Annotated in this window: 16 protein-coding genes; 8 read left to right on the forward strand and 8 right to left on the reverse strand. The window is 66.3% G+C overall.

Going from position 1 to position 17,204, the window contains the following annotated elements:
• Positions 1–20 precede the first annotated feature (20 nt).
• The 4 genes from H5T74_12995 (at position 21) to H5T74_13010 (ending at position 5,468) form a co-directional block, all read left to right on the forward strand.
• On the forward strand, positions 21–1,586 hold the full coding sequence (locus tag H5T74_12995) for a glycerol kinase (GenBank protein MBC7231293.1): 1,566 nt from the start codon (positions 21–23) through the stop codon (positions 1,584–1,586).
• A 456-nt stretch (positions 1,587–2,042) separates the two neighbouring features.
• The gene (locus tag H5T74_13000) at positions 2,043–3,680 is read left to right on the forward strand and encodes an acyl-CoA dehydrogenase family protein (protein MBC7231294.1); all 1,638 of its coding nucleotides are present in this window, start codon (positions 2,043–2,045) and stop codon (positions 3,678–3,680) included.
• 29 nt (positions 3,681–3,709) lie between these two features.
• Positions 3,710–4,180 carry a MerR family DNA-binding transcriptional regulator gene (locus tag H5T74_13005; protein ID MBC7231295.1) on the forward strand — a complete coding sequence of 157 codons (471 nt, stop codon included), beginning with the start codon at positions 3,710–3,712 and terminating at the stop codon, positions 4,178–4,180.
• 52 nt (positions 4,181–4,232) lie between these two features.
• Complete coding sequence (locus tag H5T74_13010) at positions 4,233–5,468, forward strand: acyl-CoA/acyl-ACP dehydrogenase (protein ID MBC7231296.1); 1,236 nt, start codon at positions 4,233–4,235, stop codon at positions 5,466–5,468.
• Between the two features lie 29 nt (positions 5,469–5,497).
• Here the strand turns inward: H5T74_13010 and H5T74_13015 are convergent, their stop codons facing one another.
• The 6 genes from H5T74_13015 to H5T74_13040 all read right to left on the reverse strand — a co-directional run bounded on the left by H5T74_13015 (position 5,498) and on the right by H5T74_13040 (position 10,725).
• Positions 5,498–6,109, reverse strand: a complete 612-nt coding sequence (locus tag H5T74_13015) for a TetR/AcrR family transcriptional regulator (GenBank protein MBC7231297.1) — start codon at positions 6,107–6,109, stop codon at positions 5,498–5,500.
• A 4-nt stretch (positions 6,110–6,113) separates the two neighbouring features.
• On the reverse strand, positions 6,114–6,728 hold the full coding sequence (locus tag H5T74_13020) for a TetR/AcrR family transcriptional regulator (protein MBC7231298.1): 615 nt from the start codon (positions 6,726–6,728) through the stop codon (positions 6,114–6,116).
• Between the two features lie 184 nt (positions 6,729–6,912).
• Positions 6,913–7,104: a hypothetical protein gene (locus tag H5T74_13025; protein ID MBC7231299.1), complete on the reverse strand. Its 192-nt coding sequence runs from the start codon at positions 7,102–7,104 to the stop codon at positions 6,913–6,915.
• Positions 7,105–7,210: 106 nt separating this feature from the next.
• Complete coding sequence (locus H5T74_13030; GenBank protein MBC7231300.1) at positions 7,211–7,759, reverse strand: VOC family protein; 549 nt, start codon at positions 7,757–7,759, stop codon at positions 7,211–7,213.
• 16 nt (positions 7,760–7,775) lie between these two features.
• A complete protein-coding gene (locus H5T74_13035; protein ID MBC7231301.1) occupies positions 7,776–8,402 on the reverse strand; it encodes a TetR/AcrR family transcriptional regulator in 627 nt (208 codons plus the stop codon).
• A 130-nt stretch (positions 8,403–8,532) separates the two neighbouring features.
• Positions 8,533–10,725, reverse strand: coding sequence for a PAS domain S-box protein (locus tag H5T74_13040; GenBank protein ID MBC7231302.1), 2,193 nt, complete (start codon positions 10,723–10,725; stop codon positions 8,533–8,535).
• 303 nt (positions 10,726–11,028) lie between these two features.
• Between H5T74_13040 and H5T74_13045 the strand changes: the two genes are divergently transcribed.
• Positions 11,029–12,144 carry a ribonuclease D gene (locus tag H5T74_13045; GenBank protein MBC7231303.1) on the forward strand — a complete coding sequence of 372 codons (1,116 nt, stop codon included), beginning with the start codon at positions 11,029–11,031 and terminating at the stop codon, positions 12,142–12,144.
• A gap of 124 nt (positions 12,145–12,268) precedes the next feature.
• Here H5T74_13045 and H5T74_13050 read toward each other — a convergent pair whose 3' ends face one another.
• Positions 12,269–13,225 (reverse strand): hypothetical protein, encoded by a 957-nt coding sequence (locus H5T74_13050; protein MBC7231304.1) that lies wholly within the window; start codon positions 13,223–13,225, stop codon positions 12,269–12,271.
• A complete protein-coding gene (locus H5T74_13055) occupies positions 13,219–14,322 on the reverse strand; it encodes a hypothetical protein (protein MBC7231305.1) in 1,104 nt (367 codons plus the stop codon). Before H5T74_13055 ends, H5T74_13050 begins: the two co-directional genes overlap by 7 nt.
• A gap of 99 nt (positions 14,323–14,421) precedes the next feature.
• Here H5T74_13055 and H5T74_13060 point away from each other — a divergent pair, with 99 nt between their 5' ends.
• The 3 genes from H5T74_13060 (at position 14,422) to rfbB (ending at position 17,129) form a co-directional block, all read left to right on the forward strand.
• Positions 14,422–15,486: a glucose-1-phosphate thymidylyltransferase gene (locus H5T74_13060; GenBank protein MBC7231306.1), complete on the forward strand. Its 1,065-nt coding sequence runs from the start codon at positions 14,422–14,424 to the stop codon at positions 15,484–15,486.
• Positions 15,487–15,646: 160 nt separating this feature from the next.
• Entirely contained in the window at positions 15,647–16,081 is a 435-nt protein-coding gene (locus tag H5T74_13065; protein MBC7231307.1) for a dTDP-4-dehydrorhamnose 3,5-epimerase family protein, read from the forward strand.
• 49 nt (positions 16,082–16,130) lie between these two features.
• On the forward strand, positions 16,131–17,129 hold the full coding sequence (rfbB, locus tag H5T74_13070) for a dTDP-glucose 4,6-dehydratase (protein MBC7231308.1): 999 nt from the start codon (positions 16,131–16,133) through the stop codon (positions 17,127–17,129).
• The last annotated feature ends 75 nt before the right edge of the window (positions 17,130–17,204 follow it).

Here is a 17,204-nt window from a genome sequence, read left to right on the forward strand (position 1 = left end):
GAGAGGACGGGGGGTGTCGCATGGAAGAAAGATACATCCTGGTCAACGACGTGGGTACCACGGGGGTAAGGGCGGTGATCTTCGACCGCGAAACCAACGTGGTGCGGGAGGTCTACCGCGAGATCCCGCAGATATTCCCGCGCCCCGGCTGGACGGAACAGGACCCCGCCGACCTCTTCGAGGGATGCGTAGAGGTAACCCGGACGGCCCTGGAAGAATCAGGCATCAGGCCCGTGGAGATAGCGGCCATGGGCATCGCCACCCAGAGGGCCACCAGCATGATCTGGGATTCCGAGACCGGAGAGCCGGTCTATAACGCCATCACCTGGCAGGACACCAGGATGTCCGACGAGTGCGAGAGGATAAACCGCAGCGCCATGTTCCGGCTGCTGCATCTCGCCGGCGGGGCGTACCAGCGCATCGCGCCCTTGAGCGAGAGGCTGCGCCGCAACCTGGTGGGGAAGCTGCTCATCACCGCCGCGCATTTCACCGTCACCCCCGCGCAGTCCTCCGCCCATGCCCGCTGGGTGCTGGACAACGTTCCGGGAGCGGCGGAGAAGGCGGCGGCGGGAAAGCTGCGCCTGGGCACCGTGGACACCTGGCTGGTCTGGAACTACACCCGTGGAGCGGTGCACGCCACCGACTTCTCCAACGTCAGCGCCACCGGCATGTACGACCCCTTCGGCATGCGTTGGAGCCCCCTCCTGCTCAAGCCCTTCGGGCTTCCCGGCGGCCTGGTGTTGCCGGAGATCCGCGAGACGGCGGGGGATTTCGGGGTGACCGAGGTATTCGGCGACCCCATTCCCATCAGGTGCGTGGTCGCCGACCAGCAGGCGGCGCTCTTCGGCGAGGCCTGTTTCGAGAAGGGCAGCGTGAAGTGCACCAACGGCACCGGCTCCTTCATCGACGTGAACACCGGAGATGAGCCCATGGCCTCCATATACCGCCTCACCCCCCTCATCGCCTGGAAGCTGGAGGGGAAGACCACCTACATGATGGAGGGGATCATCTCCAGCGCCGGCTCCTCCGTGCAGTGGCTGAGGGACAACCTCCAGATCATCAGGGACGCGGCGGAATCCCAGGAGCTGGCCCAGGCCTGCGAGGACTGCGGAGGGGTCTACGTGGTCCCCGCCTTCACCGGTCTCACCGCGCCCTACTGGGACCCCTACGCCCGCGGCACGGTCATCGGCCTCACCCGCGCCACCACCAGGGAGCAGGTGGTGAGGGCGACCCTGGAGTCCATCGCCTACCAGTGCAAGGACGTCATCGAGGCCATGCAGAAGGACACCGGTATCGCGGTGAGGAAGATCAAGGCCGATGGGGGAGCATCCGCCAACGATTTCCTCCTGCAGTTCCTGTCGGACATCCTGGACGCGGAGGTGGAGCGCCCTCAGGTCTTGGAGGCCACCGCCCTGGGGGCCGCATTCTTCACCGGCATCGCGGCGGGGATCTGGAGATATCCCGACGATATCTTGCGCATCCGGCGCGTGGACCGCGTCTTCAAGCCCGCCATGGACGCGGAGACGCGCGAGAGGCTATACGCCGGCTGGAAGAAGGCCGTGGAGCGCGCCTCTCGCTGGGCCTAGGCGGTCGGTTCCGGGCAGCGCCTCTATAGGCGCCTTCACAAGCGCCTTTATGCAAGCGCCTCTATAAGCGACTTCTCAGGAGTTCGTTTGCCTGCCGCCCGGCCTGCATATAGAGCGCGCGACCGGGACGCGGCGCCCTCTCTTTCGAACCGCCACCCGGTTCGTGCGAGGGTTTTCCGGTCCTTCCGCCGGCGGCCAAGGCCCCACCTCTTCGTTGTGTGCACGCGGAGGAAAGAAAGAACCACGCGAGCGGAGTCGCCGCAGGAAGCCCGGCTCGTTGACAATTCGCGACCGGGGGCCATAATATTATCGGTATGACGTTAACGTAAACGTCATACCTTGGGGGCGGCCGTCAAGGTCCATATTTCCCATGCAGCCACACGAGCGCCCGACCCCGGCATGGCCGACGGTGCCGCCACGGAGAGTCGCGGTGGCGGCGGATAAAGGAGGAATGCCATGTCCCTGCCGGACAGGAACAACCCCTACAGCTTCAACCCCTACCTGGAGTGGCGCAGCAAGGTCGATTACTATGCCGACGACCCCTTCCTCCAGGCCATGGTGCGCGCCTTCGCGGGCGAGGAGGCGGAGGAGGTGGACCGCGAGGCGAGGGAGTTCTCCAGGAAGGCCTCCTTCCGCTGGCGCGACTTCGCCGAGCGCATCGCCGCGCCGGAGAGACGCCCGTACATGATGCACTACGACGGTCACAAGAACCGCATCGACCGCATCGTCAGGCCCTACGAGGTCGAGGTCATGGAGAAGGAGGTCTTCTCCGAGGCCCTCTTCTCCCCACGCACCTCGCCCTGGACACGCTTCATCAAGATCGCCCTCCTGAGCCAGAACTCCGAGGCCGGGATACTCTGCCCCGTAGCCTGCACCTGGGGGCTGGTGGCGCTGCTGGAGAAATACGCGGACACCCCGGAGACCCTGCGCATCCTGGAGCACGCCAGGGACGGCATCGACGGCGACTTCGCCATCGGGGCGCAGTTCGTGTCCGAGATCCAGGGCGGCTCCGACGTCCCCGCCAACCTCGTGGAGGCGGTGCAGGAGGAAGGAGGCTGGCGCCTTTACGGCAACAAGTTCTTCTGCTCCGCGGCCCACGCGGACTACGCCGTGGTCACGGCCAAGCCCCGGGGCTCGGAGAGGGTGGGGCTCTTCGTGGTCCCCATGTGGCTGCCCGGGGACAAGGAGCGGGAGAGGCGCAACGGCTACACCATCGACCGCCTGAAGTGGAAGCTGGGCACGGTGGAGCTGCCCACCGCCGAGATCACCTTCGACGGCGCCCTGGCCTATCCCACGGGGCCGCTGGACCGCGGCGTGGCCAACGTAGTGGGCATCGTGCTCACCCTCTCCCGCCTGGTGGTGGGCATCGGCATGAGCAGCGGCATGCTGCGGGGCCTGCGGGAATGCCGGAAATACGCCGAGTTCCGCACCGCCTTCGGGCTGCCCATCGCCTCCTTCCCCATGGCGGCGTGGCAGCTGGAGAAGCACGAGCGCCTGGCCCGCCGCAGCGTGGCGGGATGCTGCAAGCTCTACCGCGACTTCATCGCCCTGCCGGGCGGCCTGGCGCCGGGCCTTACCACCGACGAGCCTCTGGAGATAAAGAGGAAGCGCTTCGACGTGCGGCAGCTGGTGATGCTGCAGAAGATCACCACCGCCGCGGACGCCAACGACATGTCGCGCCTGGGCATCAGCGTCTTCGGCGGCCACGGCGTTATGGAGGATTTTTCCAGCATCCCGCGCATGCTGCGGGACGGCCTGGTCAACGAGCTCTGGGAGGGGCCGCGCAACGTGCTCCTCACCCAGATGCACCGCGATTTCCAGAGGGTGGCGGAGTGGTATCCCGCCTCCGAATGCGTGGCGAGCATCCTGCGGGGCGCCGACCCCGAGGTGATCAGAGGATTCGCCGCGGAGATAGAGGAGCTGCTCTCCATCCCGCATCTCTTCGAGATGAACCCCAGGACGCTGGAGATCTGCGAGCGCTGGGACGATTTCTGCGCCCGCTTCTTCCACGCCTACCAGGATCTGGCCTTGGCGGAGGCGGAGGCGGGGCCGCGGCGGGAAGAAAAGAGGATAGAGGAACTGGCGAGAAGATAAGGGCCGGCGAGAAGCGGGAGGGGATGCCGATGGGCGGCAAGGGTGGCGGGAGGAAGGCTCGCCCCAAAACGACCATCTCCGAGCTGGCGGGGGAGTTCGGCATCACCCCGCGCACCATCCGCTACTACGAGGAGGTGGGCCTGCTCTCCCCCCACCGCGACACCCCCACCAGCCAGAGGCTCTACGACGACCGCGACCGGGCGCGCTTGAAGCTCATCCTGCGCGGCAAGCGCTTCGGCTATTCCCTCGCCGAGATCAAGGACATCCTCGAGCTCTACGACGTGGACCCCACCCAGAGGAAGCAGATCATGCGCACCCTGGAATACGGGCTGCGGCATATCCGCGAGCTGGACGAGAGGATCGAGGAGCTGCGGGAGATACGCGGGGAGATGCTGGAGTTCGCCGCCGGCTTCCTGCGCATCCTGGAGGAGCGCGGGGAGGACGGGGAGTTCGTGAGCCGTGCCCGCGAGATCGTGGAGGCGATGGATAGAGGGGACTGAAGGCGGCGGGCGGGGCGGGATGCCCGACGAGACGGGGCAGAGGAGGAGAAAGATGTTCGATTTCATCATGAGCGAGGAGCAGAAGTCCCTGCAGCAGGAGGTGCGCGACCTGGTGAGCTGGGTCCCGCGCCAGCTCATCCTGGACATGGACGCGATGATCGCGCCCTTTCCCAGGTTCTTCCTGGAAGAGGCCGGAAAGCGCAACCTCCTCGGGTTGCGCTTCCCGCCCGCGTACGGGGGGCGGGGCCTGAAATGGGAGGACGAGATAATCGCCATCTCCGAGATGTCCCTGGTGGGGGTGCCGCTCACCTGCCTCTACTCCCTGGTGAGCATCGTGGGCGAGTGCATCGTGCAGTTCGGCAACGAGGACCAGAAGCAGCGCTTCCTAGTGCCCACCCTTAAAGGGGAGAAGGTGTGCGCCGAGGCCCTCACCGAGCCCCGCGGCGGCTCCGACTTCTTCGGCGCCACCTGCACCGCACGCCGCGAGGGAGACCATTACGTGCTGCACGGCCAGAAGCGCTTCATCGTGGGGGCGGAGGGCGCCGACTATTTCATGGTCTACGCGCGCACGGATCCCGACGCCCCGCCGCGCGACGGACTCTCCTGCTTCCTGGTGGAGCGCGACGACAGCGTGGAGGTGAAGACGGTCTACGGGCTCATGGGAGCGCGGGGGAGCGGCACCGGCAGGGTGCTCTTCCGCGACACCCGGGTGCCGGCGGAGAACCTGGTGGGGGAGGAGAACGGCGCCTCCCATATCTTCTACCGCATGATGGTCCCCGAGCGCATGACCTCGGCGGCGGGCTGCGTGGGGGCGGCGCGGGAGGCCATCGAGCTGGCGGCCCGCTACACCACGCGGCGCAAGGCCTTCGGGGTGCAGATAAAGAACTTCCAGGCGGTCTCCTTCATGATCGCCGAGAGCCTGGTCAAGCTGGACTCCATGGCCAGCCTCATCTGGATGACCGCCCGGGCCATCGACTCCGGGGTGTCCCACGGGCGCATGCGCCGCATGGTCTCGGAGTCCAAGAAGTACGCCACCGAGGCGGTGTGGGACATCGTCTACAACGCCATGCAGGCCATGGGGGGCATCGCCTACACCAACGTCTATCCCATCGAGAGGATGCTCCGGGACAGCCGCCTGCTCTCCATCTGGACGGGCACCAACGAGATCATGAACCTCATCATCCAGCACGAGTTCTACAAGGAGCTGGAGGAGAAGGTGAGGGGGAAGCGCGACGTGGAGCTGGACGCCCCCGAGGCCTTCAACGAGGAGGAGAAGATCTACGAGTAGCGGGCGGCGAGTACGGCCGCGCGCCGCCGTCAGGGCCGCGGCGCGAGGGAGGCGAGGAAGGGGCGCATGAGGACGGAGACGGCTTCCTCGCCCCGGGGGATTAGCCAGTCCTCCTCGTAGGCGAGCATGTACACGAGGAAGAAGTAGATGAGCACCAGGATCCAGGAGACGAAGGAGGTGTCCAGGGCGGGGTCGAGGGTGCCCTCCTCGATGCCCGCCTGCATGAGCTTCTCGATCTCCTCCGCGCGCTCCGCGAGCAGGCCCTCGATGTTCTCCTGGAACCCCCGCGTGGCCGCCTCGGAGATGGTGTTCACCACCACGCGCAGCATGTCCGGGTTTTCCACGCTGAAGCGGAAGTGGCTGCGCATGAGGGCGTCCGCCAGCTGGTTGAAATTGGAGGCTTCCGGGAGCTCCTTCCAGAGGTGGTCCACGATGGACCCGTACACCTCGTTGCGGACGGCGTAGAAGAGCTCGCGCTTGCCTGGGAAATAACGGTAGATGGCGCGCTTGGTGATGCCCGCCTCCCTGGCGATGTCGTTCATGGAGGCGCCGTCGTAGTTCTTGGCCGCGAAGGCCTTGATGGCGGCGGCGATGATCTGCTGCCTGCGGGCTCCCCCCGACCTGCGTGTCCTCTCCGCCATCTCCTCACCCCCTTCGCTCCGCCGCCCCGGCCGTCGCCAGCAGCCGGTCGATGAGGTCCAGGTATTCGGCCTTGTCTCGGAAGGGCACCTCCAGGCCGAGGGCGTTGGCGATATAGACGATCTCCACCAGGGAGATGAAGCTCCAGGCGAAGTCGGCCACCTCGAGGTCTTTTCTCACCGCCCCCTGGCGCTGTGCCTCCTCGAGCATGTAGGACACGGCGTTGTGCAGGCGGTGCAGGCGCTGCACTGGCGACCTGCGCAGGCCTCCCGAGCCCAGCTCGGGTATGGAGTAATAATAGGCGCGCATCTTACTGCGGTGGCGGACGGTGTAGTCGAAGATGGCCTCGGCCGCTTCCCGCAGGCCCTCCAGGGGGGTGCTCCTCTTCAGCACCCGCTTGGTCACATACTTGGAGATGTCCTCCACCGTGGCGTTGCGCATGCTCTCCACCAGGTCGGCCTTGTCCCGGAAATGCTGGTAGAGCACGGGCTCGGTGATGCCCGCCTCCGCGGCGATGTCCGCGGTGGTGCAGCTGTAGTAGCCCCGGCGCGCGAGGCATCTCTCGGCCGCCTTGATGATGCTCTGCTTCCTCTTGTCGGCAGGCAGCCTCTTTCTTCTCATCTCCCTCGACCTTCGTATCGACGCAGCGGTCCCGCGACCGGGCCTCCAGGCCGCTCCCGTTTCGGGACGCCGCGCTTGAGAAAGGCTTCCGCTCCGGCATATAATACCACATCCGAAAGCCGTTTTCTCGTGGCATGGAATCCCGGAATATCGTTTTCACGGGAGTATATGCGGCAATCTTAGATTAGGGACCGTTTCCTTGCGTTGGGCCAGGGGGGACGCCTTCCTCGCCCGCGGGAGGAACGCCGCTCTCGCCATCCCCTGCGCGCCTTTCCCTGGATCTGGCCCGCAGCCAGGCCTTGACGGCGCGCTTCTTGTCCTCGGGGTCGTCGAGGTCGAAGAGCTCCCCGTCTATCTCCACGCGTCTGCCTTCCAATACCCCACCCTGTCGGCATACGAAAATGGACTGTTTTATCCAGTTATTCGGAAGCTGCCGATGCTTTCTTGAACCGCGCCTGGCGGGATCGCTCCCGGCCGGGTGGTCAGGAACGTCCGGGGGGGAGCCCGAAGCGCTCCTGGGACCTTGCCAGCAGCTTCACCACCGCGGGGTACATGCGCAGCTTGATTCCCAGCAGGCTGGTCTGTATGAACTCGAGGATGACCCCCACCGATTCCCGGGTGTCCAGGTACGCATAGTCGATGCGCATGCCAAGGCGCTTGAAGGTGCCCTCCTGCAGGATCTCGATACCCGCCTCGCGGCAGGCCCGCACCCGCTCCTCGAGGTCGCTCACCTCGAAAGCCAGGTGGTGCAGGCCTTCTTCGCGCCCGCCCAGGGTGTCAAGGTACACGTTGGGGCCCTCCAGCACCTGGATCAGCTCAAGCTGGACCTTGCCTGAGAAGGCCACGCCGATCTTGGACTTGAGCTTGGCCTTGCAGCCCTGGTACTCGCATCGCCTGGCCTTCATGGTCTGTACCAGCCAGGGCCCGATGCCGAACACCTCCTGGTAGCGGGCGATGGTCCTGTCCATGTCCTTGACGTAGATGCCTACCTGGGAGAGGCGAGGCATGCGCAGGCGGTCTCCCCTGGACATCGTGATCCCCCTTTCCTCACGAAGCTGTCCGGGCCGGGAGCCGGGAGAGGATGGCGGAGATGGCATCCACCAGGCTCTGTTCGTACTTCTCCGGCGGGCGGTCCTTGTTGTTCATCCAGTAGGTGACCGTGGACTCCACCATCCCGATGAGGATCACCGCCAGCACGTCGATGTCCTCCCTGGATACCCTGGCGGTGTCGGTGTAGGAGGCCACCACCCCAGAGACGACCTCGATGATGCTCTTGCGTATCTGGATCACGCGCTCCCTGGCTTTTGCGTCCACGTTGAGGTCGGTGTCGTAGATGAGGCGGAAGGCCGCCTCCGACCTGGTGACGAACTCGAAATAGGCGTGTACGCTGTGGCGGATGGAGGTGCGCCAGTCCATCTCCGACGGGTTGGGAAGGAGGAGGGAGGAACGCAGCTCATCTCCCGCGTTGTCGATGATGGCCAGCAGGAGGTCGAGCTTGCTGGAGAAATGGCGGTAGAGGATGGGCTTGGTGACCTCGGCCCGCTCCGCTATGGTGTCCATGAGGGCTCCGTGATAGCCGAACTCTACGAAAGCGCTCAGGGCGGCGTCCAGGATCACCTTCCGGCGTTCCGCGGCCGGCAGGCGCCGCTTGCGATTCTCATCCGCTTCCTTCATCTCATCACCCCGCAACATATTAGCATCAAAGACTCCGCGCCGAGAAGTGCGCGAGCGATGCGAGCAGGCTCGATGCCGGATGCTCTCCTTTTGTCTGGAAGGCGGTCCCGCGTCCGTTTCCGCGTAAAGATCATCGAGAGGCCGCGGGGATGGTGAAGAAGAAGGTTGTGCCCTTTCCGGGCTCCGATTCCACCCAGAGTCGCCCGCCCCAGCTCTCCACCGCCCTGGCGGACATGGCCAGCCCGATGCCCAGGCCAGGCGCCGGGGTCGATCCCCGCCGGTAAGGGAGGAACAACTCCTCCTGGAGCTCGGGCGGGATGCCGGGCCCGTCGTCGCGGACGAAGACCACCGTCTCGCCGTCTCCCCGCATGGAGCCGGCCTCCACGCTGGGGTCATGGGGACCCAGGTGATGCTTGAGGGCGTTGTCGAGGAGGTTTGCCATGCACCTGCGCAGAAGCTCGGGATCGGCAAAGGCCTCGCGCACCCGGAAGGACATCTCCAGGCGGGGGTGAAGCCCGGGGAAAGAGGGGAGGAGCTCCTCCCAGAGCTCCCGCGTCATCGCCTCGAGGTCCACGCTTTCCTCGCCGCGGCCTCCGAGGTCCCGGCGTGCGAGATCCAGCAGGGAGCCTATGAGGCGCTCCATGTTCTCGCAGGCCGCGGAGCAGCGGTCCAGGCATTCGGCCTCCTCCGCGTCCAGCTTCCCCGCCGCCGACTCGCGCAGCAGATGGAGGTAACCGCCCATGCTGGTTAGGGGGGCACGGAGCTCATGGGAGAGAGTATGGGCGAACGTCTCCAGCTCCACGTTGCGGCGCCGCAGCTCGGCCTCCAGCTCCATGCGGGGGGTGATGTCGATGTCCATGCAGAAGGCCTCAACGCTCCTGCCCTCCACCACCAGGGGGAAGAGGGTGGAGAGCACCCACCGCACGTTGCCCGCGCGGTCGCGGGTATGCCACTCCCGGGGGGAGGAGGGACGCGACTCCCGCCATACCTCGGAGAGGAGCGCCCTGAACTCCGAAGCTCCCTCCTGGTCGAGGATGAGCTGATCCAGGGTCTTGCCCAGCGCCTCCTGCCGCGAAAACCCGTAGAGCTCCTCGGAGGCGCGGTTCCAGTAGGTGACGCGCCCTTCGGCGTCATATCCCTGCACCGCGACCAGGGGTGCCTGGTCGATGGCGAGCTTGAAGCGTGTGTCCGCCTCCTCGGCGATGCGCTTATCCACCTCGCTTTCGCCCTGTCCGGGCAGTTCCGTGACCAGCCCCAGCATCAGCCTGCGCTCCCCGAGGTCCACCGGGGTGCCGGTTACCGCGCATCGCTTGAGGGTGCCGTCCTTGCACCTGCCGGTGCCCACGAAGCCCTCGAACTCCCCGCGGCGGAGCTTCTCCAGCTCGCTCTCCGAGAGCTGCCGCTCCTCGGGGACGTGCAGGTCCTGCACGTACATGGAGCGCAGCTCCTCGAGGCTGTAGCCGGTGAGGCGGGAGGCGGCGGGGTTGGCCTCCAGGATGCGGCCGTCGAGCTCGCTCAGGATGATGGCCTCGTTGGCATGCTCGAAGACGAGGCGGAAGAACTCCTCCGCCTCGCGCTCCCTGGTCACGTCCCGCATCACCGCCAGGGTGGCGATGCCCTGGGAGTCCTCGATGACCGAGGCGGTGAGCTCTAGGGTTATCTCCCGCCCGTCCCTGCGCCTGACCCAGATGTCGTAGGTCTCCGGGATGCTCTCGCCCGCCCGCCGCCGTCGGTAGCGTTCCGCGATGATGTCGCGGGAGGCCGGGGAGGCGAAGTCCAGGAAGGGACGGGAGGTCAGCTCCTCCTCGTCGTAGCCGAGGATCTCGCACAGCTTGGGGTTCACGTACACGAAACGGTCGCCGCGCGCCAGGGCCAGGCCAGCGTTCATATGTTCCACCAGGTGACGGTAGCGCCCCTCGGCCTCCTCCCAGCCGCGCTGCGCCCGGTGTGCCTCCCACTGCTTACGCAGGGTCATGGCCATGCGCTTGAACTGCAGGGAACCCGAGCGCTTGATGAAGTAATCGTTGGCCCCCTCGTGCAGGGCATGGGAGGCCACCTCCTCGTTCCCCTGCCCGGTGAGGAAGATGAAGGGTATGGCGGGGTCGCGCCGGCGCACCTCCCGCAGCAGGGCGAGGCCGTCCATGCCCCCGCCCAGTGCGTAGTCGCTGAGCACCAGGTCTATATGTTCCTCCGCCATGATACGTAGCGCCTCCTCGGCGCTCGCGGCGCCCAGCACCTCCAGCTCGGGGTCCTGCATGGCCAGGCCCCGCCGGATGAGCAGGGCGTGGTCCTGGTTGTCCTCCACGTGCAGAATGCGGATCATCTCCGTCCTTTTTCCGTTTGCCGTATGGAATCTCAGCCGCGGGCTGCGACGGGTTGATGCGGCGCGCCGTCTTCCCGCGGCGGCAGCGGACCTCCTCACGGATGTTTACCCCTTGCTTTACACATTATAGCGCTACGGGCGCGTTTTGGCGCTCTTTAGGCGCGGGAGGCGGCGGGCTCGGTGGGCCGGCTGCCTCGCCGTATCCGCGGAGTCGTGGGGCGGGCGTGCCCTTTCTCGCCGGCCCGCGTGGCCGGGCGGTGGGGTCACGAGGGCGGAGCGCCCCGTGGGGTTTATAATAGGCGCATGACGGATTTCAGGTACGTGGACGACCCGGCCGCGCTGGAGGATGCCGTGGAGCGGCTGCGCGGCTGCCGCAGCATCTCCGTGGACCTCGAATCCGACAGCTACCACCATTATGCCGAGAAGATAGCCCTGGTTCAGGTGTGCGGCGGAGGGGAGATCTTCATCCTGGATCCCCTGCGCGTGGACCTCGCTCCCCTGGCGGACCTGCTGGCGGAGAGGGGTATCGAGAAGGTCTTTCACGACGTCGACTATGACGGACGCATGCTCCTGACCTACTTGGGGGTGAAGCCGGCTCCCGTCTTCGACACCATGATCGCGGCGCGGGTCCTGGGGAAAGAGAGGATCGGGCTGGCCGACCTGCTGGCGGAGTATTTCGGCCTGGCCATGGACAAGAGGTTCCAGAAGGCGGACTGGTCCCGGCGTCCTCTCGGCGTGGGGATGCTGGAATACGCCGCCCTCGACGTTGCCTACCTGGCTTCCCTCCGTGACCGACTCCACGACGAGCTGGTAGGGTGCAGAAGGGAAGCATGGGCGCGGGAGGAGTTCGAGCGGGCGGTGGAGGGCCTGGAGCCCATGCCCGAGCGCACCGTCGACCTGCGGCGGGTGAAGGGCGCGAGGGAACTCTCGCCCCGCCAGCTCGCCGTGCTGCGCGAGCTGATGCGCTGGCGAGAGGAGCGCGCGCGGGAGAGCGACGTCCCCACCTTCAAGATCGTGGGCAACGACAGGCTCCTGAAGGTAGCGCAGGCGTGCCCACGCGACCGCGGCCAGCTTGCTGCCTCGGGAGCCCTCTCCGAGAGGCAGATCGCGCGGTTCGGGCCGGAGATCCTCAAGGCGGTGGGAAGGGGGATGCGGGCGCCTCGCGAGGACCTGCCCTCTATGCCCGTCCCCGTACATCAGAGGCGCGACCTGGCGGCGGAGAAGATCCTGCGAGAGCTGAAGGCTGCACGCGACCGCAAGGCTGCCGAGCTGGGCATGGACCCCGGCTTCCTCCTCCCTAACGCCGTCTTGAAGGCCGTGGCCCGCCTCAAGCCCTCCGGAACCGCCGAGCTCGAGGAGAGCGGCCTGCTGAAGGGTTGGCGGCTGAAGATCATGAAGGATATACTCACCAGCGGATGACCCGCCGCCGCAAGCCGTGGAGCACTGATCTCGACGGGGCATCTTCCATAATATTCCTCCACCGCACGCGCATGAACCGGCTCCCGCGGTCCCGTACCCGAAACCGAGGGCGGGCCCCAGAGCTTCATGCGTGGGGCGTACCGCACCGGCGGCAGAACCGCTCCTGCGCCGATGCCCGGGGATGGCCGCACCTGCGGCAGTAAAGGGGCGTGGGCGCGGCGCCGCTCGCCTGGCCGCCGGGGATGTCGCCACCGGCTTCTGTCCCCATACCCCCATCGCCGGTCTCCGGGGCGGTGCCCGCGGCCGCCGGGGGCATGGGCTCGCCCGCGCCGGCCTGCGCGGCGGGCGGAGCATGAGGCGTCAGGGAGGCGGGAGCCCTGAAGGGAGCGGCCCGGCGGGTGAGCAGGAAGAGCAGCAGGAGCAGGGACACCGCCATGAGCAGGGAGAAGACGAGGATCAACAGGGTCTTGTTGGCCGCCAGGAAGCCTTTCTCCGCCTTCGCCGGGGGCAACCTGTAGGTGAGGGTGCCGGAGCTCTCGTCGAAACGGGCTTCCCGCGCGCCCGCAGGCAGGTCGATCACCACCCTCTCCTCCAGCCCCATGGTCTCGAAGAGGGTCCACTCGTTGTTGAGGGTCCAGTACGCCTCCAGGACCACCTCGTCGTCGCTCTCCCTGTCGAGGGCGTAGCCCGCGTATCCGAAGACCGTCCAACCGTCCTTGAGGTTATAGGCCAGGCCCGGGGTGCGGAAGGAGATGGTCACCGTGGCCTTGCGGGCATCCACCTTCACCTCGAAGTCCTCCACCTCCCCCACTCCGCTGTCGGAACGGTAGCGGCGGGAGAGGAGGCCGGGGTTCTCTTCGAACAGGTAACCGTACTCGTCAAACCAGCCCCGGTCGTAGGTGATCACGTCGGTGATGCGGGCGTCTCCCACCTCGTCTATCTCCATCCGGTATTCCTCCCGGAGGCTGAACTCTCCCTCTTTGCCCAGTTCCTGCGCCGCCGCCCCCGGGGCGTAGGGAATGAGCAACGCGCACAGGAGCGCGAGGGGGAAAAGCGCGCGCAGGACCCTGCTGCCTACCATATCGGCATCACCCCCCGGCGCCAGGCATCCTCGATGTCGATGAGTATGTAGCTGCCTCCCTCTATCGCTTCGGCGATCTCATCCGCGGCGATGGTCACGCATTCCTCGGCGGTCACCTCGGGGCTCGTCTCCCCCGGGAAATGGCTCAGGGCATAATCCCTGTCCACGAAGGTCGATTCGATGGCGAAGAGTTCCCCGCTGCCGGGCAGCTCGATTACCGGTATGGCGTGGCCGGGGATCAGGGCCACGAAGGAGCGGATGCCTATGGCCTCCATGAGGGCGGCCATGCATATGGCCAGGTCCAGGCAGGTGCCGGAGGCGCGCTCCAGGGTCTCGTGGGGATACTGCACGTACTGAGCCGTGCGCGACGACCAGTAGCTCAGCGGCTCCTGGATATACCTGACCCCGAGCTGGCGCATGACCTCGAAACAGCGCAGGAAGGCGGTATAGACGTCCTCGTCGCTGGTATTGGTCTCCAGCCCGGATCCGACGGCGTTGGCGACGCTCTTCACCGTCTCCTGGTTGGGGGTGACGAAGGCGGCGATCATGGGGTAGTTGTCGAAGGCGTCGGAGAAGGTGATGATGTCCTCCTCGGCGAGGTCGGTGAACACGAAGTCGTTGCGGCCTAGGAGGTAGATCTTCTCCGTGTCCTCCACGGGCTTGTCCAGGCCTTCGTATTCGTAGCGCATGGTGAGCTCGGCCGGGGTCTTGGAGGTGATGCCCTTCATCTTCTCGTCGTCGAGGTTGGGCCAGCAGTAGTCCCTCACCGTCTGGCCGGGCAGGATCTCGGGATATATCTCCGTGGAGGTCCAGTCGCAGTAGCCCTCTATCCTGTAAGAGATGCGGAAGTCGCGCACCGGGGTATCGCCGACGTTTTTGATCAGGGCCTTCGCGGCCCAGAAGTTCTGGTTGTCGTCGCCGTAGATCTTGTAGGCGGCGGTGAGGAGCTCCTCCCGGACGTGCAGCCTGACGTCGAGCTTCGCCTCCCCGCTCTCCCCCTTTTCCCCGGCGGTGAGGGCGAGGACCAGCCCGGCTGTGGAGCCCAGGAAGATAAGAGCGAGGAGGAGGGAGAGAATCGTTCTGGCGGGCTTGCTCATAGTGTATCCCATTCCCGTGCTGCTAACGCAGCGCTCTTGGCCAACATCCTTCGACCAGCATTATACCCCGGGCGTGTGATAAAATCTCACTCTATGGAACTGAAAGGGTTGATTCTTTCCGGGGGAGAGGGGACGCGCCTGCGCCCCATCACCCATACCAGCGCCAAGCAGCTGGTGCCCGTGGCCAACAAGCCCATCCTCTTCTACGGCCTGGAGGCCTTGAGGGACGCGGGCATAAGCGACATCGGCATCATCGTGGGGGATACCGAGGCGGAGATAAGGGCGGCGGTGGGCGACGGCTCGGCCTGGGGGGCGCGGGTGACCTATATACGGCAGGAGGCGCCGCTGGGCCTGGCCCACGCCGTGCTCACGGCGGCGGATTTCCTCGCGGACACGCCCTTCGTCATGTACCTGGGCGACAACCTCATCAAGGAGGGGATCACCGCCTTCGTGGAGGAGTTCCGGAGCAAGGAAGTGGAGGCCCTCATCCTCCTCGCCCATGTGGAGGAGCCCCAGCGCTTCGGGGTGGCCGAGCTGGAGGGTAGCAGGATCGTCAGGCTGGTGGAGAAGCCCAAGGAGCCCCCCAGCGACCTGGCCTTGGTGGGGGCCTACATGTTCCGCCCCTCCATCATCGAGGCCTCCCGCGCCATCAAGCCCTCCTGGCGCGGGGAGCTGGAGATAACCGACGCCATCCAGCACCTCATCGACGTGGGGATGCGGGTGGAGGCGCACGTCATCAACGGCTGGTGGAAGGATACCGGGCGCCTGGAGGACCTCCTGGAGGCCAACCGCATGGTCCTGGAGGGCATCGCCTCCCGCTGCGAGGGGAGCGTGGACGGTGAGTCCAGGGTGGACGGCCGGGTGGTCATCGAGGAGGGGGCGGAGATCGTGCGCAGCGTGCTCAGGGGCCCGGCGATGGTGGGCAGGGGCTCGCGGGTGGTGGACTCCTTCGTCGGCCCTTTCACGTCCATATATTACGGCGTGACCCTGGAAAGGAGCGAGATAGAGCACTCCATCGTGTTGGAGAACAGCCGCATCTCCGATATCCCGGGGCGCATCGAGGACAGCCTCATCGGCAAGAACGTGGAAATCTCCAGGTCCGGGGCGCGCCCCAGCTCCTTCCGCTTCATGCTGGGAGACAATTCCAGGGTGGGACTGGTCTGAGCCGGGCGGGCCCGGTCGCGACGGGCCCGTGTGGGACGGAAGGACGCTCTCCAGCCCTTGCGGCCCGCGGGGGCATCCGTCGGCAGGGCCGTCGGAGGGCGGAGATGGAGACGGAGGTGGAAACCTGTGTGGGAGAAGCGTGGCATCCCGGGGAGGTCTCGTGATAGCGGGGGTTGAGATCAGGGAACTGGACACGGATCTGGATGCGGCGGGGGCGACCACGGCGGTATGGGCCGAGGGAGCCGCGCCCCGCCTCTCCTCCCTGGACGTGAGGCGCCTCTTCCCCGGGGTGGTGGAGGCCTGGACGCTGCGCGAGGAAGCGGCGGAGCGGGTGTTCTGTCTGCAGGGGATGATCAAGCTGGTGCTCTGCGACCGGCGCGAGGGGTCGCCGACCCGGGACGAGGTCATGGAGCTCTTCCTCGGGGAATACCGCCCCCGCGAGGTGCTCGTCCCCCCCGGCGTGCTCAGGGGATGGAAGGCGGTGGGAGGACGGGAAGCCATGGTGTGCCTGGCCCTGGAGGGCGGCGGCGGAGCCCGCACCTTGTCCCGGGAGGAGGCGCGGGTGCCCTACGACTGGGAGATCGTCATGCGCTAGTCCGCGCGGGGCGCAGGGCGCGGGGAAAAGAAGGGAAGCGAAAGAGGATATGCGCCTGCTCGTGACCGGAGGCTGCGGGTTCATCGGCAGCAACTTCATACGCCTGGTGCTTCGGGAGCACCCGGAGGACGAGGTGATCAACCTGGACAAGCTCACCTACGCCGGCAACCCCATGAACCTGAAGGAGGTGGAAGGGGATTCCCGCTACTCCTTCCTCAAAGGCGACATCTGCGAGCCCTCCGACGTGGGGGCGGCCTTCTCGCGCGAGCCGGACGCGGTGGTGAATTTCGCCGCCGAGACGCACGTGGACCGCTCCATCATCTCGCCCGAGGATTTCGTGCGTACCGACGTCCTGGGGACCTTCCGCCTGCTGGAAAAGGCCAGGGAGAGCGGCGTCAGGATGCTGCAGGTGAGCACCGACGAGGTCTATGGGAGCATCGAGGAAGGATCCTTCCGCGAGGACAGCCCGCTTCAACCCAACAGCCCTTACGCGGCCTCCAAGGCGGGGGCCGACCTCCTGGTGCGCTCCTACGTGCGCACCTACGGCTTGGACGCGGTCATCGTGCGCAGCTCCAACAACTACGGGCCCTTCCAGTACCCGGAGAAGGTCATCCCGCTCTTCGTGACCAATATCCTGGAGGGAAGGAAAGTGCCCCTCTACGGGGAGGGGAGGAACGTGCGCGACTGGCTTTTCGTGGAGGACAACTGCCGCGCCATCGACCTGGTGTTGCGGAAGGGAGAGGCGGGAGGCATATACAATATCGGGGCTGGACAGGAGAGGACCAACCTGGAGCTGACCCTGGCTATCCTGGAGATCATGGGGGCGGGAGAGGAATGCATCGAGTACGTGGCCGACCGGCCGGGCCACGACCTCCGCTACTCCGTGGACAGCTCCAGGGTGAGGGCGCTGGGGTGGAGCCCGCGCCGGGATCTCATAGAGGGGCTGCGGGAGACGGTGCAGTGGTACCGCGATCACCGCGATTGGTGGGAGCCCATCAAGAGCGGCGATTTCCGGCGCTATTACTTGGAGAAGTACGGCGATATCTGAGGTCGCGGCCTCGGTGATGAAGAGGGCACGGGAAACCACGGCCGCGCACGGAGTCCGAGAACGGGGAGTGGTGGA

The sequence above is a fragment of the Actinomycetota bacterium genome, assembly GCA_014360645.1.
GTDB lineage: Bacteria > Actinomycetota > Geothermincolia > Geothermincolales > RBG-13-55-18 > Solincola_B.